This is a genomic window from Streptomyces griseocarneus (assembly GCF_014655595.1).
In the GTDB taxonomy this organism is placed as follows: domain Bacteria; phylum Actinomycetota; class Actinomycetes; order Streptomycetales; family Streptomycetaceae; genus Streptomyces; species Streptomyces griseocarneus.
This window is the reverse complement of the sequence record NZ_BNBL01000005.1, coordinates 274926-292917: the sequence shown is the minus strand read 5'-3', so window position 1 is coordinate 292917 and position 17992 is coordinate 274926. Positions and strand designations below refer to the sequence as shown.

Genomic DNA, 17992 nt, shown 5'->3' with positions numbered 1-17992 from the left:
GTAGCAACGCAGTCTCTGGAACGTACTGCTTCACCACCACGGAGGGGCATGTGGCGGCCTTCTCAATGGTATCCGCCAATCTCCCCCTCCCCGATTCGGTCACGGTCAAGGTGGTGCTATGGGAATAGCACGTTTCACCCGCGTGCTCGACCTCGTGGCTGGCTCGCTCCCCCGCCCGGGCTGGTCAGGGTGCCGGTTCGAGGCCCCAGGCGACGGCCCGTCCTGCGGCGGCCACGCGGTTGGGGACGTCGAGTTTGGCGAGGATGTGCTCGATGTGGGTGGCGACGGTGCGCGGGCTGACGTACAGGCGATCGGCTATCTCCCGGTTGGTCCGGCCCTGGGTGAGTTCCGCCAGCACCTCGAGCTCGCGCGGGGAGAGCGCCGCGGGGCGGGCGACCGTACGGCACAGGACGACTGTGCGGTTCCCCTGGCGGGTCAGGTGCAGTTCGAGCATCCGTTGCCGGTACGGAACCAGCACCGTGGTCGGCAGCGTCCGTCGTGCGGCCGTCTGCCGCAGCAGGACCACGAGCGGGGAGCCGGCCTCGGTGAGGCCGGGCAGCGGCTCCCCGCTCACTGCCACCGGAACCGGGCCCTCGGCGGCCTCGGTGTCCGGCAGGAGCACGACACAGGTGTGGCCGGAGCCGCCGGGCCCCGGGGAGCGGTGCCCGGCGAGCGGGTCGGCGACGGCCGCGAGGCACTCGCCCAGCAGGGTCATCACGGCCCGGACGGCCGGCTGGTCGCACCGTGTCCGTGTGGTGCTGATGTTGAGGATGCCCACGTACCGGCCGTCCGCGGAGAACAGGCACTGGGCCACGCCGTCCTGGACGCCCAGGGGTTCGAGGACCTCCTGGAATCCGGTGGAGGCCCCCCGCACCGGAACGGGCACGTCGTGCCACCAGCTCGTGGTGCCCGGCGCGTGCCGGATGAGCGCGAAGGCCGGATCGTCGTGCAGGCGGGTCTCGATGTAACGGGTGGTGCCCGCCGGGTAGCTGCCGGCCAACGTGACGTGGCGGCGGAGCAACGGGTCCCACCGGGACAACGACGCGTGGTCGTGGTCGATCACCGCGGACAGCGCCGTCAGGACGGCCTCGGCACCGCCCGTCCCTTGCACGGCGTGGCGCGCGGCCTCGCGTACGTCCAGGGCGGCGCTCAGGACGTCCGTCGTGCTCGGCTGCGCTGTCATGGGCGTCGGCTCGGCTTTCATCCGCTCAGAATGATCATCCGGTATGCGGACGTCAAACGGTGAGTTCGTCGTGCACGACGTCACCGCCGACGGCCGTGAACACCACGGGCATGGCGGGGATGTCGTGCGGGTCGGCGGTCAGCAGATCGCCCGCGAGCACGCACAGGTCGGCGACCTTGCCCACCTCCAGGGTGCCCTTCCAGTCCTCTGCGAAGTCCTGCCAGGCCGCGTCGGAGGTATAGGTGCGCAGGGCCTCGGCAAGCCGGATGCGCTGGTCGGGTCCGCTGACGCGGCCGCTGGCCCTGGATTCGCGCAGCATCATCGTGGCGACGCCCTGCCTCCAGTCGGGGAGGGTGACGGGGGCGTCGGAGCCGCTGGTGACGGTCACGCCGGCGTCGATCGCGTCCCGGTAGGGCCATTCGTACGCCGCCCGCTGCGGGCCGACGAACTCCTCCTCGAGGTCGGCGACGGTCCATTTGATGGTCGGGTTCATGTTGACGCCGAAGCCGTGCTGAGCCAGCGTGCGCATGCTGCGGGCGGTGAGGAAGTCGCCGTGGATGACGTAGTGGCGGGCGTCGGAGCGGGGGTGTGAGGCGGACGCCGCGGCGAAGGCGTCGACGACGGTGTCGATGGCCCGGTCGCCGGTGACGTGGACACCGGCCTGGTACCCGGCGGCGTGGGTGTACCGGATCATCTCCGTGATCTGGGCGACGCGCTCGTCGTCGGTCTCCCCGCCGATGCACAGCGAGCCGCAGCCGCCGCCGACGTACGGCTCGTGCATCCAGGCCGTCTTGTTGACCGGGATGCCGTCGGCGAACAGCTTGACACCGAGGACGGCGAGGCGGCGGGGGTCGGTGGACGGGGGCTCGTCCATGGCTGCCAGCGTACGCACGAACTCCTCGGCCGTGCCGGTCATCCCGGTCGGCAGCAGCAGTACGCCGACCCGCGCGGTCAGTTCGCCGTCGGCGAGCAGACGCCGGTAGACGTCGAGGGTGCTGTGGGCCATGGCGCCGCGCATCAGGGCGTCGCCGCCCGGGCCGAGGCCGGGCTCGGTGTAGCTGGTGATGCCGAGCCGGGCCAGGGTGCGCAGGGTGGCCCGGATCGCGTCGGCGCGCACCTCCGGGGAGAGGGCGGGCAGGGCCCGGTGGACGAGGTCCTGGGCGCCTTCCTGGAGGAGGCCGGTGGGCTCGCCCGCCGCGTCGGTGACGATGACCCCTCCGGGCGGGACGGGGGTGTTCCGGTCCACCACGGCCCGCGCGAGCGCCGCGGAGTTGACCCAGGTGGCGTGGCCCGTGGCGGAGTACAGCAGGACGGGGTGATCCGGGCTGACGGCGTCCAGGTCGTGCCGGCTGGGCAGCCGGGAGGGGTCGGCGACGCACTCGGCGAGGTATCCCGTGTCCCACCCGTGTCCGCTGATCCACTCCCCCGCGGGGGTCGTCTCGGCCGCCTTCCACACGGCTTCGGCCACGTCGGCCAGTGATCGCACGGCGGGGTGGGAGACGTCGACGGACAGCGGCGGCATGGTCAGCCCCAAGGCGCAGCCGTGCAGGTGCGAGTCGTTGATGCCGGGCAGGAGCGTTCCGCCGCCGAGGTCGACTGTCCGGGTGGCGGGGCCGGCGTGCGCCATCACCTCGTCCCGGTCGCCGACCGCGCTGACGAGGCCGTCGGTGACCGCAAGGGCGGAGGCCACGGTGAAGCGGGAGTCGACGGTGAGGACCGAACCGTTGACGAAGACGAGATCTGCCGGAGTGCCGGGCACCGGGATGTCCTATCTGTCGGGGGCTGATGGCGGGTGGGCTCCCATGGGGTCGGCCGGGAAGCTGACAGCACTGTGTCCTCGGGCGGGGTCCGCGCACATCGGTCATCCAACCGATGTCCGGCCGGTCCGGGCGGACGACTCGTCGGGGAGCGGGCCGCGTTGCCCGGCAACCAGGCAGCGTCGCCCGCGACGGCGTCACAGTCGCCATAGAGGGCTTGGGACCCGGTCCAACCAGGCGGCAGGACTGCGCCCGACCGACGCGCGCGCCATCGTCGCCCCCCCGACACCTGGGTCGAGCCCCCGCAGCGCGAAGTGGTAGCCACCATGACGACTTGAACCTCACGCGACGTGAGGATGCATCGTTGTCCTATGACTGCTTCTGCCACCTGGAAAGTCGGTCCGCTCGCCACGGCCAGCGGACTGACCGTGCGCACCCTGCACCACTGGGACACCATCGGTCTGCTCAGCCCCTCCCGGCGCACCGCGGGCGGGCACCGGGAGTACACCGAGGACGACCTCGTCCGCCTGTATCAGGTGCTGGCTCTGCGTGGTCTGGGGCTGAGCCTGGAGACCATCGCCGTCTGCCTGGATGCCGGAGTCGATCCTGAGCGCCTGGTCCGGGACCACCTGGCGGGCGTAGAGGCCTCCATCGCCGCCCTCGACACCCTGAGGCAACGGCTCCTGCGACTCGGCACCGAGCTGGCTGCTGACCGGGCCCCGGCGGCCACGGACTTGCTCGACGCGTTGCGGGCCATCGGCGGCACCGGTCCGGAGGGCGAGCAGACGCTGCGTCGCCACCTGGACGCCGACCAGATGGAAGTGCTGACGACCCGTGCCGCGGCCCTGGGGCCCGCGAAGCATTACCTGCTGGAGATCGAATGGCCGGAGCTGTACCGCAGAGCCGACCGGCTCCGCATGGCCGGAACCCCTCCCACCGATCCCAAGGTCCGGCGGCTGGTGGCCCGCATGGACGAGCTGGGCACGTTGTTCACCGGCGGTGACGCCGGCATCTCCGCCGGTGTACGCGACGCCTGGCATGACGACCCGGCCGCCATGTCCGGAAACCCGGCCGCTCCGGCTGACGACTGGCGCGAGCTGGCCGACTACCTGGACATCGCCCGCCACAGCACAACCTGAACAGCTTCCGCTGTCGTCAGCCTTTCATCCTCACGTACCGAAGGAGCCCGGCCGGCATGGACCGTCGCACCCGCATGCGTATCGCCCTGACCTCGACGTTCCCCACCCTCCTCACCCTTCCGCTCTGCTGCCTCCTCGCTGCGGTCGGCGCAGCCCCGTGGGACATACTCCTCGCCCTGCCGGTCGCGCTCACAGTGCACGCCGTCATCAACTTCATCCGTCTGGGACCGAGGCTGCCAGCCGCCGATGCCGGGCGCTCGAGAACCTTGTGAGCACAGGCGTCGGCCCAGTACTGGCGGTATTCAGGGGGCCTCTCGCGTGTCGGCACCTTCTGCTCGGTGGCGGCGACGCGGAAACGGGCGCGGCCGGCCGGGAGCTCGGCGCGGGTGCGGTGGGACGGCCGGTCAGCGGCCCGGGAAAGATCGACTGGCTGCTCAGCGGTCGCCGAGTACCGCGACTGCGAAGGCCAGCCTCCGGTCCAGCCAGGGTGCCTTGATGCTGAACGTGTAGTCGTTCGACTCCATCACCGTCTCGTCGCCTGCGGACCACAGCAATGTCCGGTCTCTTTGATCGCCGCCCTCGGGTTCGGACATGAACACGGCCATCGCCAACCCACCGAGAACCTTGCCCGCTGCGTGGGCGGCGGCACCCAACGGGTTGAGCGTGGACCACTTGTTGAGCCCTGTGATTTCGGGGTGGCCCGGTTGCTCGATACGCCAAGTGTGCCGAAGGAGCTGATTCGACGGCGGTACGCGCCGGATACCGCCGATGTCCCGGCCTTGACCGTCGTGCACCCGGTAGTGGCGCTCGTCCCCGACGGATACGGGATCGCCGATCGAGCAAAGGGTCCGCTGAGTCCCCTGGTCTTCGTACAGCACATGGCCGACGGTGCGGACGCCGGCTGGACGCGGTCCGAAGAACGCGCAAGGGGCATTGACACGCTCCTGGCCCTCACGCCGGGGAACACGCACGGCGTTCTGCCCGACCATGGGGCGCTTACGATTCGGGCCGATGTCCCGTTCCACGGTGTCTATTTTGAACCGCTCGACGTCCCGCCAGTCGACGGCGGGGACCGGGGGCTCGATGTTCCTGTTTCTTCCGAAAACCATGGGCCAACTCTAGGACGGCTCCTCCGAGCCCCGGCTGCAATGCTTGACCCTCCTTGATCAAGGTCCTGGCGGCCGAATTACGCTACGTATCAGCAGGAATGCCGAGGCGCGGCCTTCGGGGAGCGCGGCGAGCGGCGGACAAGGCAGCCGTACCGGAGGAGTACAAGAATTCTGCAACGACCCGCAAGCGCTCAAGGTGCCCAGGTGAGGGCCGTACGCGTCACGGCCGGCGTGTGCACGCTCCTGCTCGCCACGGGGTGCGGCACATTCGGAGGAGGTAGCGCAATTCCTCGGCCCTCCTCCGCCGCCCGGACCGAAGCGGCTCCCCCTCCCCCGCCGGACAAGGGTCCGCTGTGCGACGGGGACAAGGACCGGGGTCCGGGGATCGAAGGCATCCGCATCCTCAAGGGCGGCTTCGCACGGCTCCCCGGCGGTGCGACGGTCGCGTACGCGGAGGCTCGCTCGGACGGCGCGTCCCGCAAGGCCGTGCTGGCCGAGGGCGAGACGCCCGCCGACCTCAGGGACGGGCAGCACTGGACCGTGGCGCCCCGGGAGGACCTCACCGTCAAGGGCCATGCCTACACGGTCCGGCAGATCTGCACCTACCGGGTCGTGCTCACGCCCAAGAACGCGGATGAAGCCTCGCCAACACCGACTCCCACCCCGCAGGGAGGCGACATGAACACCTGGCCGGCCGTCGCCGACGGCCGCTGGCGGCTGGCGGCTGGCGGCTGGCGGCTGGCGGCTGGCGGCTGGCGGCTGCGCTGGCACGTACCGCACACCCAGTACGGGGGCGAGGGCTACAGCGTCGTCCTGTCAGGCACTCAAGACAACCCCAAGCGGGCCGACATCGGCGTCGGCAGTGGGGATGCGGAACCGTCACCGGATTTCAGGCCCGGATATGTGGATCTGCGCCTGGTGAGTTGAGGAACCGTGGGGCGTTGCGATCCATCGGACGCGGAGTGGGCTCGCACACCAACCCCGAATGCAAAGACCAGCGGGCCTACGTCTTCTACGGCACGGTAGCCGTTGCCGCCATGCGCCTCTGGCTCCGTCAGAAACCCACCGGACAGCCCCTAGTCGATCACGGCGTCCTACAGGCCTAAGGCGCCGGCATAGCCGACTCTCGGGTCGCGTAGATGTCCCGGAGCCGGGCGGAAAGGGCTTCATACGCGGCATTGGCCCGCGCGCCCAGGGCGCCGGAGTCGACCGGCTCGTCGAGCAGGACGCCCGCCGCGGCCAGCGTCAGGGCCTTCTCCGCGGCGTCGGCCAGCGCCCGGACGTCGTCCGCCAGGATGAAGCCGATCTGGGACCGCAGGGCGTCGAGAGCGGCGTCCGACGCAGCGGACGCGTCCAGCATCGGCTGCCGGTAGGTCTCCGGCGGAGCGGCCGGGTCCTCCCGGAGGCGCGACCGGTAGTGCCGCCTGGCCGAACCGAAGGCGTGGAGCGACATCATGGCGTTCCGTAGCAGGGTGTTCACCTCGACGAGCTGGGCCAGCTCGAACGTCTCACGGCGTTCCGCGGCCACCTTGTACCGCTCGGCCGCCCTGGCCTGCGCTTCCCGCCTGGACTGGGAGCGGTTGTTGATGAAGCCCATCGTCAGAACCGTGGCCTGGCCGATCAGGATCGACGCGACAGTTGAGAACCATCCCCAGCCCCCCGAAACCATGCCAGCAGTCTAGATATCCTGCGCGGGAACGCAGAAGCGCCGACCGCGCCCTTCCCGGGGCACCAGCGGTCCGGCCCAGCGCCTGCCACGGCCCGGTGCACGCCTCGACCACACCACCACCGCCCGCCGGTCCGGCAGCATCCGGCACACCGGTACGACGGTGATCCAACGCCTTGCCTGCGCACTCACCGGACACGCTCTAAGGCTCTCCCTCGGGCCGACGGCGACCGCGTCCGGCGACCCGGACCCACGCAGGAACCGTACGCAGTGGATGGCCGGCAGCTGCGCGGCGAGGTGTTGAACCGTCAGCCGGCTGTGATCTCGAGGTGTCCGTCCTGCAAGACGTGGGCGGAAACCGCGGTGAGATCCTTGACCGCCGCGTCTGCCTCGAGTTCCTCCGGCGCATGTGTGGTCGTGAGGGCGATGGTGGCCATGCCTGCCGCGCGCCCGGCGGCCAGTCCGGCCGGAGCGTCCTCGACGACGACGCAACGGGACGGGTCGACGCCGAGACGCTCGGCCGCCAGGAGGAATGGCTCCGGGTGGGGCTTGTGGTGAGTGGTGTCGTCGACGGTGATGAGGACCTTGGGGTGGATCCCCAGCTGGGCGAGGCGGGCCTCGGCCACGCGGCGGGCGCCGGAGGTCACTACTGCCCAGCGGTCCGCAGGCAGCGAAGTGATGAGCTCGACAGCTCCCGGCACCGGAGCCACGTTGCCGGCCAGGGCGTCAGCCACCTCAGCGCCCTCCAAGCGCTGGACCGCTTCGGCCACCTGGTCGGCGGGCATCAGATCCGCGATGATCGCGGAGGCGGGGCGGCCATGAACCGGGACTCGCGACATCACTTCTTGAATGGTCATTCCGTACGACTCCGCCCACTGCCTCCACGCGCCGCGGGCCACCAGACGCATGGAAACGATCGTGTCGTCGCTGTCGAACAGGAGAGCGTCAGCCGAAAAGCGCATGGCTGGGAGCGTACCTGGGGGCCCCGGATCCCGGCGCGTGGAGGGGCGGCAGACTTGACGGCCTGGACCATGGGCAGAGGGCCCGGGGCCGCAGAAGTTGTGGGGGTGCGTGGGTGGATCTCAGTTCAGTGATCATCGCGCTGGCAGGTGTCGCAGGGACCCTGGGAGGATCACTCCTCACTCAGCGAGGTTCCGAACGCGTGAAGCGCCGTGAGATAGAGCTCGTTCGCGCCCATGAGGAGAACCGCGAGAACCGTTCGCTCCGACGGACCTGTTATGTGGAACTCAACCGGGATGCACGGCAGTTCACCACGGCACTCAACCGCCACCTGCACGTCATGAGGGAACGCGGTGCGGAGGACTCCGACAGGGCCCTGCTCGAAGAGGCGAAGAACGCTCACCGCGATCGGTACTCCGAAGCGCAGATGATCGCCCCCGACGAAGTGCTCATGCGGGCGAGTGCCGTCAACCAGGCCCTGACCAAGGCCTACGGCCAGGTCAAACGCCTCGAACGAGATGCCCCCGGGCCGGGCGAGACGATGGAGACGGCCGCCCAGGCCCAGCACGCGGTCTGGGACTTGATCCGAGCCATGAGAACCGCCATGCGTCACGACCTCGGCGTGTCGCATGAAGGTTGACAGCCGCACTCAGCGCCGCACAGTCCCTGACCCAGCTGCTCCACCTGGCCGAGCACGCTCCCCGTGCCGTGCCTCCACTCCGGTTGCCTCGTCCTGCTCGCCCTCAGTTCAGCCCTCGTAGTCCTCGCTCTGCGAGGTGAAGGGCACCTCACGGGAGCGCAGCCACTGCACGAACCGAGCTTCGATCTCGGGCGAGCCGTGCGCTTCGGAGTTCTCGTCCTTGGTCACCACCGCATCGCGGACTGCTTCCAGCACCGTCGCGGGGTCGTCCACGAGCCGGGATACGTCTTCGGCGGCAACCGTGTGCCAGCGCCGGTGCTCCCTGACATGCTCACCGATCTGCATCATCACGGCATAGCCGCTGTCGGTGCAGTACAGCACCAGATCGCCGGCGCCGGACAGCTGTGCCGTCGCGATACTCACGCCCGATGAGCTCTTGACCTCACCCAGAACGAGCGAGCGCTCGATCGCGACCGGCTGACGACTCGTCTCGGACATTCCACTTTCCCCCAGTCCGTCCTGCGCTGCGACTTCCGGCAGCAGGATCATCCTATGACGGCTCTGACGTGGCCCGTTCTGCGGGAGAGCAGCGCCGGCACGCCGCGTGCCCAGGTCATGTCCGTGCCCTGCTCGCGGTACTTGTGCTGGTACGCGCCGGCCGGCTCGATAGGGCGCCAGGGCCGGCGGTGGCGGTCGTCAGCCGGGCTGCCGCTTCGGCGTTGAGGCGCCGGAAGTCCGCGGCTTCCGTGCGGTGGCGGTCGATCCAGTGGCGGGTGGCCTGCTCGTAGAGGCTGCGGTGGGTCTTGGAGCGGCCCACCTGGCGGTCGCATTCGGCCGTGGTGACGGCGAGCGCGATGGCCTGGTCGCGGGGCAGGGAGCTCGCCCGGGCGCGGGCGTCGTCCGGGGTGGCGAAGCGGTGGCCGCCTTCCCGGGCGCGTACGCAGGCGCTCCAACGGGCGGTGGCCTCCTTGTACTCCGTACTCTCCTCGACCTCCTTGTCCACGGGGCGGAAGCGTGTGTTCACGAAGGTGTCGGCGCGGATCCACTTCTCGTAGTCGCCGAAGAGTTCGGTGCGGGCCTTCGCCAAGCATCCGGCCGTGGGGTGCTTCATGGCGCCGACTCCGGGGACGTCGACCGTGATCCTGCGTTGTCCGTCCGGCCCCAACAGGGCCTTGCCCCAGGCGTCACGCCGTTGTGAGGACAGCCCCGCGAGGTACTCGCGTTCCTTCTGCTCCGCGCGTGAGGCGGGCTGGGCGGGGCTGTCGCCGGCCGGGCCGAAGCCTTCCCGCCGGGCGCGGGCCACGTCGTCCAGGGTCAGGTTCTCGTTCTGGGCGGCGGCCTCGGCGCGCAGGCCGGCGGGGTCCGCGGGGGCGTAGAAGAAGGAGAAGCCCTGGCGGTTCATGCAGTCCCGCACCAGGGACTGTTCGGCGTCCGCGAGTCGCGCTCTGGTCTCGGCGGGCAGGTCGAGGGCGTCGGTGCGCACGGCGGCCGGGGCGGGGGCGGGAACGCGGTCCGGTGGGGCGGAGCAGGCGGTGGCCGCGAGGGTGAGCGGGGCGCCGGCGAGGAGGACGAGGGCTCGGACGGTGTCACTGCGCGTCATGGAGTTCCTCCGGTACCGATGCGGACGTGCGTGGCGGTACGGGCCGGTCGGGAACCCGTACCCCCACGCGGACACGGCGACGGACGTCAGCAGCCGGCGGTGGTCATCTTGCCGAGGGACGCCAGCTTCCCGGCCGGACGGTGCTGGTACCAGATGACGCCGGCGCGGGCACAGGCGTAGTAGGACGAGCTGATCCGGTTGGGCTGGGAGTAGAGCTTCATGGCCTTCGACATGCGGTTGAAGGACGACTGGTCTTTCTGGAAGACGAGCGGCGGGACGAGGTTGGAGTGCCAGCTGAACGGCTCCCAGTTCCCTTCGTGGCCGGGCTTGTTCCATACGCAGTAGTTGCCGGGCGGACAGTCGTGCGGAGACGCCTGTGCGGGGGTGGCGGCGACGAGCCCGCCGACGAGGAGTGCGCCTGCGGCGAGCGCCGCGGATACCGTCTTCTTGATCACGGGGTCACCTCGGTCGTCGGAGGTACGGAGACGCCCGGCGGCGGTTGCGCCGGGCGGGGCCAATCCTCGTGAAGGGCTTCCCGGAAGGGAACGGATGCGGGTTGTCCCGGACACAGCAGCCGGCGTCTGCGCTGGTCGGACGCCTGTCCGGGACGCTGTCCCGGACACGGCGGGAGGCTTGAGAGGTAGCTGGGCGGTCGCCCATGGTTCCCGCTCCTCACACGGGGCGGTCCCGGGCCGGCTGTTGGCCCGTCACGCGCCCGAGCCTGCCCCTGCCGCCTCCACCAGCGCTTCTCCGGCGCGCGTGCGTGCGTACAGCACATGGCGGCCGGCACGGTGGGCGCTCACCAGGCCGGCCGTGCGCAGAGCCGCCAGGTGCTGGGAGACGCCGCCGGGGGTGAGGCCGGTGCGGCGGGCGAGGTCGGTGGTGGAGGCGGGGGTGGCCAGTTCGGCCAGGAGGGCGGCCCGGGAGCGGCCGACCACACCGGCCAGAGCCTCGGAGACCGTCGCGGGCCGGGCGTGCCACAGCGTGCCGATCCCCCGCGGCGGGTAGTACAGCGCGGGCTGCCACGGCTCGGTGAGCACCGAGAAGATCCGCGGCCAGACGAACGCGGAGGGCACCAGCAGCAGCCCACGGCCGTCGAGCCGGCGGGGTCCGCGGACGGTGCGGTGTTCCAGGTGCAGGGTGCCTTCCGCCCAGGTGACCTGGGGGTCGAGGTCCGCGAACACCTGCTGCGCGCCGCCCTCGACAAGACGGCCCGCCCGGTAACGGATGTCGCTCTCCAGGAAGGTGAGGACGCGTGACCAGTACGGGGCCAGGGCCAGCTCCCAGTACGCCTCGATCGTGTCCGCCAGCCGGGCGAGTTCCACCGCCGGGTCGGCGCGCAGCGCGGCCATGCGGTGGGGCGGGACCGCGGACGTGGTCCGCAGCAGTGCCGGCGGGGTGGCCCGTACCGCCGCCAGTTCCACCGACAGGGACGGCAGGGGCGTCGTGGGCGGCGGGCAGAGGAAGCCCGGAACACTGCCCGCCCACGGCGAGCGCCTCGGCACGGGGACGAGGTCGAACAGCGGGGCCAGATCGACGCCTGCCGCGGCCAGCCGCGGGCGCGCCTGGTCCGCCCACGGGCGGTGCAGGCCTTGCTCGTCCGCGCCCTTGAGCACGCGCACGCTCGCCATCACCTCCCACAGGGGGGACAGTGCGAAGCGCGTACGGGCCACGTCCGCTATGCCGAACTCGATCTCGATCATTTAGGTCAGGCTAAATCACTGGGTGGGGGCGGGTGAGGCCCCGCAGGGTGCACCGCATGACTCCCGCACTCGAATCCCCATGGCGCTCACGTGACTTCCGCACCCTCTTCGCCGCCGGCGCCTTCAGTCACCTCGGCACCAACATCGGTTACGTGGCGGTGCCGCTGCTCGCCGTCACCGCGCTCGACGCGAGTCCCGGGCAGGCGGGCGCGCTGGCCGCGTTGTCCACGGCCGCCTTCCTGCTGATCGGCCTGCCCGCGGGCGCGTGGGTGGACCGGATGCCGGGGCGGCGCGTGCTGGTGGCCGCCGATGCCGCCCGCGCCGCGCTGCTCGTCTCCGTCCCCGTGGCCTGGTGGCTGGACGTGCTGTCGCTGCCGCAGCTGTACGCGGTCGTGCTGCTCAACGGGTGCGCCACCGTGTTCTTCGACGTCGGCTCGCAGAGCATCCTGCCCGAACTCGTCGGCCGCGAGCGCCTCGTACCCGCGAACGCCGCGATCGTGACCCTGATGGCCGGTGCCGCCATCGCGGGCCGCGGCGCCGGCGGCTTCCTGGTGCAGCTGTGCACAGCCCCCGTGGCGCTCGCGGGCGGGGCCGTCGCCTATCTGGCCTCGGCCCTCGGCCTCACCGGCATCGGCCGCCGCGGCGCGCCCGCCGCGGTGCGTGGGGCGGCGGCGCCGGCCGCCGGGCGACGGTTGCGGACCGAGGTGGCGGAAGGGCTCCGACACGTCCTCGGCAGCCGTGAGCTGTGCGCCCTGGCGCTCACCGGGGCGCTCGGCAACCTCGGCGCGCAGATGGTCAACACCATGCTGCCGGTGTTGTTCGTCCGCGAGCTCGGCCTGTCCGCCGGGGCGCTCGGCCTGTACTGGGCGGCGGGCGGCCTGGGCCTCCTGCTCGGCGCGAGCTGTGCCCGCCGCCTCGCCGGGCGCTTCGGCCACGGCCGCGTCCTGGGCCTGGCCGGGCTGTGGTTCGCCCCGGCCGGGCTCGCGGTGGCGCTGGCCGGACGCGGGCCGTGGCTGTGGGTGGCCGCCGCCGGCTGGCTGATCACCATGACGAAGACGGGCATCGACAACGTGCTCGGAGTCAGCCTGCGTCAGCATCTGACGCCGGACTCCCTGCTCGGCCGCATGAATGCCACGTTCCGTTTCCTGCTGACCGGCGCCCTCGCCGTCGGCTCCGCGCTGGGCGGGCTCATCGGCGAGTTCGCGGGCGTGCGCACGGCGATGTGGGTGGGCGCGGTGTGCCTGACGGCCGCGTTCCTCCCCGTCTTCCGCTCCCCCATTCGTACGCTGCGGGAGCTCCCGGCGGCCGCGAGGACGACTCGTGAAGCGGATGCGGTTGCGGGTGCGGATGCCGATGCGGATCCGGACGCGCGGGTGAGACCGTAATCCGGATGCGGAGGTGAGACCGTGACCACCGGGCCCGGCACGGCTCACTCCGGGCCGCCCGGCCGGCGGACCCGGGGCGATGCGGCGCGGTCTGCCGGAGCGACCGCCCCTCACCCGCGCCCGCCGCCCCCTCTCCCCTGTTACTCGACGACGAGCTCGACCGGGACGTTGCCGCGGGTCGCGTTGGAGTACGGGCAGACCTGGTGCGCCTGCTCGACCAGCTTGCGGCCCGTCGCGGCGTCGACCGTGTCGGGCAGCTCCACGCGCAGCGTGACCGCCAGCCCGTAGCCCTCGCCCTCCTTGCCGATGCCGACCTCGGCGGTCACCGCGGCATCGCCGAGGTCGACCTTCGCGTGCCGGCCGACCAGGCCGAGGGCGCTGGCGAAGCACGCCGCGTAGCCGGCGGCGAACAGCTGCTCCGGGTTCGTCCCCTCACCATTGCCGCCCATCTCCACCGGGAGGGCGAGCCCGACGTCGAGGCGGCCGTCGGAGCTGACGGCGCGGCCTTCACGGCCGTGGGTGGCGGTGGCGACGGCGGTGTACAGGGTTTCCATGGAAACCATCCTTCTCGAAGATCGCGGCGGTCGCCTGTCCGGCCCGCCTGACGACCATCACGATAGTGCACGATTTAATTGTGCGCAATTAAATGCCTGCCGAGCTATCCTGGGCGCATGACGAAGCCGCCGACCGCCCCGCCCGGAACCACGCCCCACGAGGACTACCTCCGCCTGGACCGGCAGCTGTGCTTCTCCCTCAATGCCGCCTCCCGCGCGTTCGGCGCCGTCTACCGCACGCTCCTGAAGGACCTCGGCCTCACCTACCCCCAGTACCTGGTCATGCTGGCCCTCTGGGAGCACACCGAGCTGCCCGTGAAACGATTGGGCGAGCTTCTGCGCCTGGACTCGGGGACGCTCTCCCCACTCCTCAAGCGCCTGGAAGCGGCCGGCCTCGTGCACCGCGAACGCAGCACGCAGGACGAGCGCTCCGTGCTCGTCCGCCTCACCCCGGCCGGCACGGAGCTGCGCGAGGAGGCCGCGCTCGTACCGGTCCGGATCGCCGCCGCCACGGGGTTCAACGCCCAGGACGCCGCCGACCTGCGCACACTCCTCGAACGACTGACGCTCGCCCTCGACGGCGCGGCTCTCGGCGGCGCAGTCCTCGATGGCGCAGTCCTCGACAGCGCGCCGCCCTGCGACTGACGGCACCCCCGTCGTCGCCCGTCGCGGGCGTCATCACCGGCACCGCGGACCAGGTGCCGCTCAGCCGTCCAGCCAGCACACCTCGTACGGCGCCAGGGTCAGAACCCGGCCGTCCACACTGGCCACGACCCGCCGCCGCTCCGTGTTGACGACGAGCACGGCGCCCTCGTCGGCGAGGACCTGGATCCTGGCACCGGCTTCGGCGGAGGCGACGACCGGGCGGAAGGTGGCCCCCGGCGGGAACTCGCGGGCGAACCGGCCCAGCAGCCGTCCCATGGGCAACTCGTGCCCTCCCCCGTCCAGGTGGGTGCTCCGCCAAAGACAGCCCGGACAGTCGCTCCCGGCTGCCTGCTGCGGATTCCAGTAGAAGGCGGTGGCGGCACCGCTCAGGGCCAGCCACATCATCGCGGTGGCCTGTACGGCGGTGCGGCGCTGCTCGCTCCAGCCGTCCCGGCCGCACGCCCGGCCGTCTTCGGCGGGCGGCTCGACGTACCACTCGGCCCACCACACCGGGAGGTCGGTGACGCTCCTCAGCCAGCGGGTGACGTCGGCGAACTTCTCGGTGGCGGCGAACTCGTCGGGGATCGTCCGGTGACCCTCGCGGGTGTAACTGGCTCCGTCCACGACGACGAAGTCCGCTCCCGCCTTGTGCTCGTTCCAGTAGCGGATGGCCTCGACAGCGCGCCGGTCGAGTGCGCCCCAGGGGCCGCGTACGTCGGGTGAGCCGTCCTCGTCGCCGGGGGGCTCGTGGTCGACCACGACGTACGGGCCGCCGACGCGGTTCTCCGGGTTCTGCCGCTTCAGCTCCGCGTGGACGAGGTTGTACAGCTCCGTGTACCCCTCGTGGTTCCAGCGGCGCCTGTCCTCGTCGTAGAAGCCCTTCAGCTCGTTCCACACGAGGAAGTGCCGGATGTCCGGGTACCGCCGCGCCACCACACCCGCGAGCCGCGCGAAGTCCGCGTAGTGCCGCGGGGCTGGAGCCGCCTCCAGCCGGTTCCAGTCGGTACGTCCCTTCCGCCCGCCCTTCATCCAGTCGGGGGCGCCGCACAGGGTGAGGACGGGGGTCCCGCCCGTGGCCCGCATCAGCGCGACGCGCTCGTCGAGCGCCTCGAAGTCGTAGCGCCCGGGCGAGGGTTCGGGGTTCTCCGCACCCCACCCCATGAGGTGCTGGTTCTGCGGCATGGGCTGCGCGGAGAGCAGGGCGGCGGCTCGGCGGGTGGCGTCCGGCGCGCCATGGTCCGCGCTGTACTGGGTGTGGGTGAAGCCGAAGCCCAGGTGGAGCCCGGCCTGATCGCCGGGTGTCCCGGGCGACTCCCCCTGCTCGCCTCCGCTCGCGCCGAGCAGCCCGCCAAACCGTGAACCGATTCGTGAACCGAACCCTGAACCGAACCGTGCGCCGAAGCCCCACCGTTCCGTGCCGGACGGTGTCGACTTCGGCGCTTCATCGCGTGGCCCCACGATGTACAAGAGTATCCGTGATCGTCCGGATTTCCTGCGGTTGTCATCGCGCGCTCGGCGGAACGGCCGTCCGGGGCTGGGCAGTTGCCCCACCGGGGAACCCGCAACAGCAGCCTGAAGGGCGGCGCCGTCAACGGGGCAAGTCATCGGCCTCGTGAGGCGCCGGCGGTGTCAGCGGCGCGCCGGCCCGGCTGCCGGTGCGAAGCTGAGCGGGTGGCGGACCGACTCCGGGCCGCGGACGCGGGTGCCGAAGACCACCAGCTCGCAGGCGCCCTCGGTGCGGCAGTCGACAGTGCGGCCGTCGATGCTGGTGAAGCCGGCCGAGAGGGTGACCGTCTCGTCGACCCGGCCGTCGTCGTCGGTCGCGGGTGGCCTGGTGCGGGAGCGGCAGCCGAAGGTGTCGGCCGAGCCGGTGGCACACTCCATGATCAGCACGTGGTACTGGGGCTCGTAGCCCTTGCCCGTGGCGCGCACCGACTGGCCGTCCACCAGTCCCTTGTCCGGGTTCACGTCGAACGTGGGCGGCGGCTCCAGGCGGCCGTTCGGCCTGAACTGCAGCGGGACGGTGGTCAGCAGGGCGCCGGTGTTGTCGGTGAGGGCCAGGGAGCACGGGTTGCCGGATGAGGCCTTGCGGCAGTCGACGTTCCCCGTGGGGGTGGCGAGTTGGGCGTACAGCTTTTTCGGGGAGGCCCCGTACGTGCCGTCCGGGTACACACGGAACTGGCGGCCGGTGGCGTCGTCACAGGTGGTCGCGGATGCCGAGGGTCCGCACAGCTTGACCCAGACACGTTCCTTGGGCGGGCCGCCGGCGATCGTGAACGTGACGATGTCGCCGTCCAGGAGGCCGGTGGTGCGGTTCACCACCAGCCGGGGAGCGGTCGTGGCGGCGGCTCGTGGGGCCGATGCGGCCCCCGGGGACTGCAGCCGCCACGGGCCCCAGCCGGCGCCGGGTGCCGACTGGTAGATCTCCCACGTGCGGTCCCGGTTCCATTCACGTGCCGTCAGGTGGATTCGCCCGTCGGGAAGTTGCTCCACGGTGCTGGGTTGGCTCAGGCCTACGTTCTGCTCCGGGAGCCGGCCCAGGGACTGGACCGGGCCCCAGCCTTCGCCGGCGTTCTGCTGGTGCCGCACTTCCATCGCGTTGCCGCTCCGCGCCCCCGAGGCGAAGGCGTCGATGCTGCCGTCCCGCTCCTTGAACAGCACGACTGCGCCGTGGTACGGCGCCGGTGCGAGGCCGAACGCTTCGGGGGTGCTCCAGCCGTCGTTCTGCTCCACCGCGTGGCAGAAGGAGCCGTAGGTGGAGAACAGCAGCTCGAGATCGCCCGCCGAGTTCTCGATCGCCGCGACGGCGTAGCTCTTCGGGCCGACGGTTCCCGCGCTCACCCGCTGCCACTGCCCGTACGGGCCGCCCGGCGCGTCCTGTTCGCGGTGCCAAACGAAGGGCAGGCCCCCTGTCGCCGTGGCGTCGTAGAAGAGCTGGAACTGAGCAATCCGGCCATCCGCACGGTCCACGGACACCAGGCTGTCGGCCACCGGCCTGCTGGCCAGGCCCTTGGCACCGCTATCCGTCTGGCAGGCGCCCGCGGCACCGGTCGCGCCTGCGGCACCGGTCGCGGCCGTGGTACCCGTCGCGGCCGCGGCGGACTTCGCCGGGGCGGGTGCGGCCAAGGCCGCCGAGGGGGCCGCCACGGCTCCGCCGCAGGCGAGCGCCAGCACGACGGCACCATGCACCACTGCCCCGACTCGTCTGTCCCGCCACCCTCTTCGCCGTAAATCCATCGACTTCCCCACCTTCGAATCGTCCTCATCCGGCTCAACCGGCAGGGGAGCATCTTCGTGCCGCACTGCGGCCCCCACCAGCCCTCGATTTCGGCCAGCGTTCCCCGCGCCCTCGGAGGCGTGAAGTTGTTTGTGGGACGTGCCTGCGCCGACACCCTCATGCGCCACCGGCATGTCCGGGCGGCATGCTCATTCGGCATGTATCCGGCACGCGTATCCGGCATGCGTATCCGGCATGCACATCCAGCATGCGCATGCGGCATGATCTCGGTCCGAAATTCGCCTATGTAGTTTCGTCCTCCCCATTGATGCCGGTACGCATCACGGCTTGCATGGCTCTGCCCGGAATTGTTCCGGCCGCCGGAGAACTCCGGCCAGACGCCTCACGAGGGGGAACCCGTGCGGAGACCCAGC

The 17992-nt window shown here is 71.3% G+C and carries 18 protein-coding genes; 6 read left to right on the top strand and 12 right to left on the bottom strand.

Going from position 1 to position 17992, the window contains the following annotated elements; genetic code table 11:
- Positions 1 to 184: 184 nt before the first annotated feature.
- Both IE295_RS33460 and IE295_RS15320 read right to left on the bottom strand, forming a co-directional pair.
- Positions 185 to 1183 (bottom strand): helix-turn-helix transcriptional regulator, encoded by a 999-nt coding sequence (locus IE295_RS33460; RefSeq protein ID WP_224323249.1) that lies wholly within the window; start codon positions 1181 to 1183, stop codon positions 185 to 187.
- Between the two features lie 52 nt (positions 1184 to 1235).
- Positions 1236 to 2942: an amidohydrolase gene (locus IE295_RS15320; protein WP_190064178.1), complete on the bottom strand. Its 1707-nt coding sequence runs from the start codon at positions 2940 to 2942 to the stop codon at positions 1236 to 1238.
- A gap of 369 nt (positions 2943 to 3311) precedes the next feature.
- Here IE295_RS15320 and IE295_RS15315 point away from each other — a divergent pair, with 369 nt between their 5' ends.
- A complete protein-coding gene (locus tag IE295_RS15315) occupies positions 3312 to 4079 on the top strand; it encodes a MerR family transcriptional regulator (RefSeq protein ID WP_224323250.1) in 768 nt (255 codons plus the stop codon).
- Between the two features lie 56 nt (positions 4080 to 4135).
- Positions 4136 to 4351 carry a hypothetical protein gene (locus IE295_RS15310; RefSeq protein ID WP_190064177.1) on the top strand — a complete coding sequence of 72 codons (216 nt, stop codon included), beginning with the start codon at positions 4136 to 4138 and terminating at the stop codon, positions 4349 to 4351.
- A 162-nt stretch (positions 4352 to 4513) separates the two neighbouring features.
- Here the strand turns inward: IE295_RS15310 and IE295_RS15305 are convergent, their stop codons facing one another.
- Positions 4514 to 5188 (bottom strand): hypothetical protein, encoded by a 675-nt coding sequence (locus IE295_RS15305; RefSeq protein WP_190064176.1) that lies wholly within the window; start codon positions 5186 to 5188, stop codon positions 4514 to 4516.
- A 204-nt stretch (positions 5189 to 5392) separates the two neighbouring features.
- On the opposite strand from IE295_RS15305, the gene IE295_RS15300 reads away from it, so the two are divergent.
- The gene (locus IE295_RS15300; RefSeq protein ID WP_190064175.1) at positions 5393 to 6115 is read left to right on the top strand and encodes a hypothetical protein; all 723 of its coding nucleotides are present in this window, start codon (positions 5393 to 5395) and stop codon (positions 6113 to 6115) included.
- Positions 6116 to 6290: 175 nt separating this feature from the next.
- Here IE295_RS15300 and IE295_RS15295 read toward each other — a convergent pair whose 3' ends face one another.
- Together IE295_RS15295 and IE295_RS15290 are read right to left on the bottom strand one after the other, a co-directional pair.
- The gene (locus tag IE295_RS15295) at positions 6291 to 6857 is read right to left on the bottom strand and encodes a hypothetical protein (protein ID WP_190064174.1); all 567 of its coding nucleotides are present in this window, start codon (positions 6855 to 6857) and stop codon (positions 6291 to 6293) included.
- A gap of 305 nt (positions 6858 to 7162) precedes the next feature.
- Positions 7163 to 7816, bottom strand: coding sequence for an HAD-IA family hydrolase (locus tag IE295_RS15290; protein ID WP_190064173.1), 654 nt, complete (start codon positions 7814 to 7816; stop codon positions 7163 to 7165).
- Positions 7817 to 8016: 200 nt separating this feature from the next.
- Between IE295_RS15290 and IE295_RS15285 the strand changes: the two genes are divergently transcribed.
- Entirely contained in the window at positions 8017 to 8454 is a 438-nt protein-coding gene (locus tag IE295_RS15285; protein WP_224323251.1) for a hypothetical protein, read from the top strand.
- 108 nt (positions 8455 to 8562) lie between these two features.
- Here IE295_RS15285 and IE295_RS15280 read toward each other — a convergent pair whose 3' ends face one another.
- From IE295_RS15280 to IE295_RS15265, 4 genes are all read right to left on the bottom strand, one after another.
- Positions 8563 to 9003, bottom strand: coding sequence for a hypothetical protein (locus tag IE295_RS15280; RefSeq protein ID WP_190064171.1), 441 nt, complete (start codon positions 9001 to 9003; stop codon positions 8563 to 8565).
- Positions 9004 to 9067: 64 nt separating this feature from the next.
- Positions 9068 to 10054 carry a hypothetical protein gene (locus IE295_RS15275; protein WP_190064170.1) on the bottom strand — a complete coding sequence of 329 codons (987 nt, stop codon included), beginning with the start codon at positions 10052 to 10054 and terminating at the stop codon, positions 9068 to 9070.
- Positions 10055 to 10140: 86 nt separating this feature from the next.
- Entirely contained in the window at positions 10141 to 10509 is a 369-nt protein-coding gene (locus tag IE295_RS15270; RefSeq protein WP_190064169.1) for a peptidase inhibitor family I36 protein, read from the bottom strand.
- A gap of 252 nt (positions 10510 to 10761) precedes the next feature.
- Positions 10762 to 11757 (bottom strand): ArsR/SmtB family transcription factor, encoded by a 996-nt coding sequence (locus tag IE295_RS15265; protein WP_190064168.1) that lies wholly within the window; start codon positions 11755 to 11757, stop codon positions 10762 to 10764.
- A gap of 56 nt (positions 11758 to 11813) precedes the next feature.
- Between IE295_RS15265 and IE295_RS15260 the strand changes: the two genes are divergently transcribed.
- Positions 11814 to 13142 carry an MFS transporter gene (locus tag IE295_RS15260; protein ID WP_190064167.1) on the top strand — a complete coding sequence of 443 codons (1329 nt, stop codon included), beginning with the start codon at positions 11814 to 11816 and terminating at the stop codon, positions 13140 to 13142.
- Between the two features lie 140 nt (positions 13143 to 13282).
- On the opposite strand, the gene IE295_RS15255 is transcribed toward IE295_RS15260, so the two are convergent.
- Complete coding sequence (locus IE295_RS15255; RefSeq protein WP_190064166.1) at positions 13283 to 13696, bottom strand: organic hydroperoxide resistance protein; 414 nt, start codon at positions 13694 to 13696, stop codon at positions 13283 to 13285.
- Positions 13697 to 13813: 117 nt separating this feature from the next.
- On the opposite strand from IE295_RS15255, the gene IE295_RS15250 reads away from it, so the two are divergent.
- Complete coding sequence (locus IE295_RS15250) at positions 13814 to 14341, top strand: MarR family winged helix-turn-helix transcriptional regulator (protein WP_190064165.1); 528 nt, start codon at positions 13814 to 13816, stop codon at positions 14339 to 14341.
- Between the two features lie 60 nt (positions 14342 to 14401).
- Here the strand turns inward: IE295_RS15250 and IE295_RS15245 are convergent, their stop codons facing one another.
- Together IE295_RS15245 and IE295_RS15240 are read right to left on the bottom strand one after the other, a co-directional pair.
- A complete protein-coding gene (locus IE295_RS15245) occupies positions 14402 to 15799 on the bottom strand; it encodes an alpha-amylase family protein (protein WP_190064164.1) in 1398 nt (465 codons plus the stop codon).
- Positions 15800 to 15970: 171 nt separating this feature from the next.
- Entirely contained in the window at positions 15971 to 17515 is a 1545-nt protein-coding gene (locus IE295_RS15240) for a neocarzinostatin apoprotein domain-containing protein (protein WP_190064163.1), read from the bottom strand.
- Positions 17516 to 17992 lie beyond the last annotated feature (477 nt).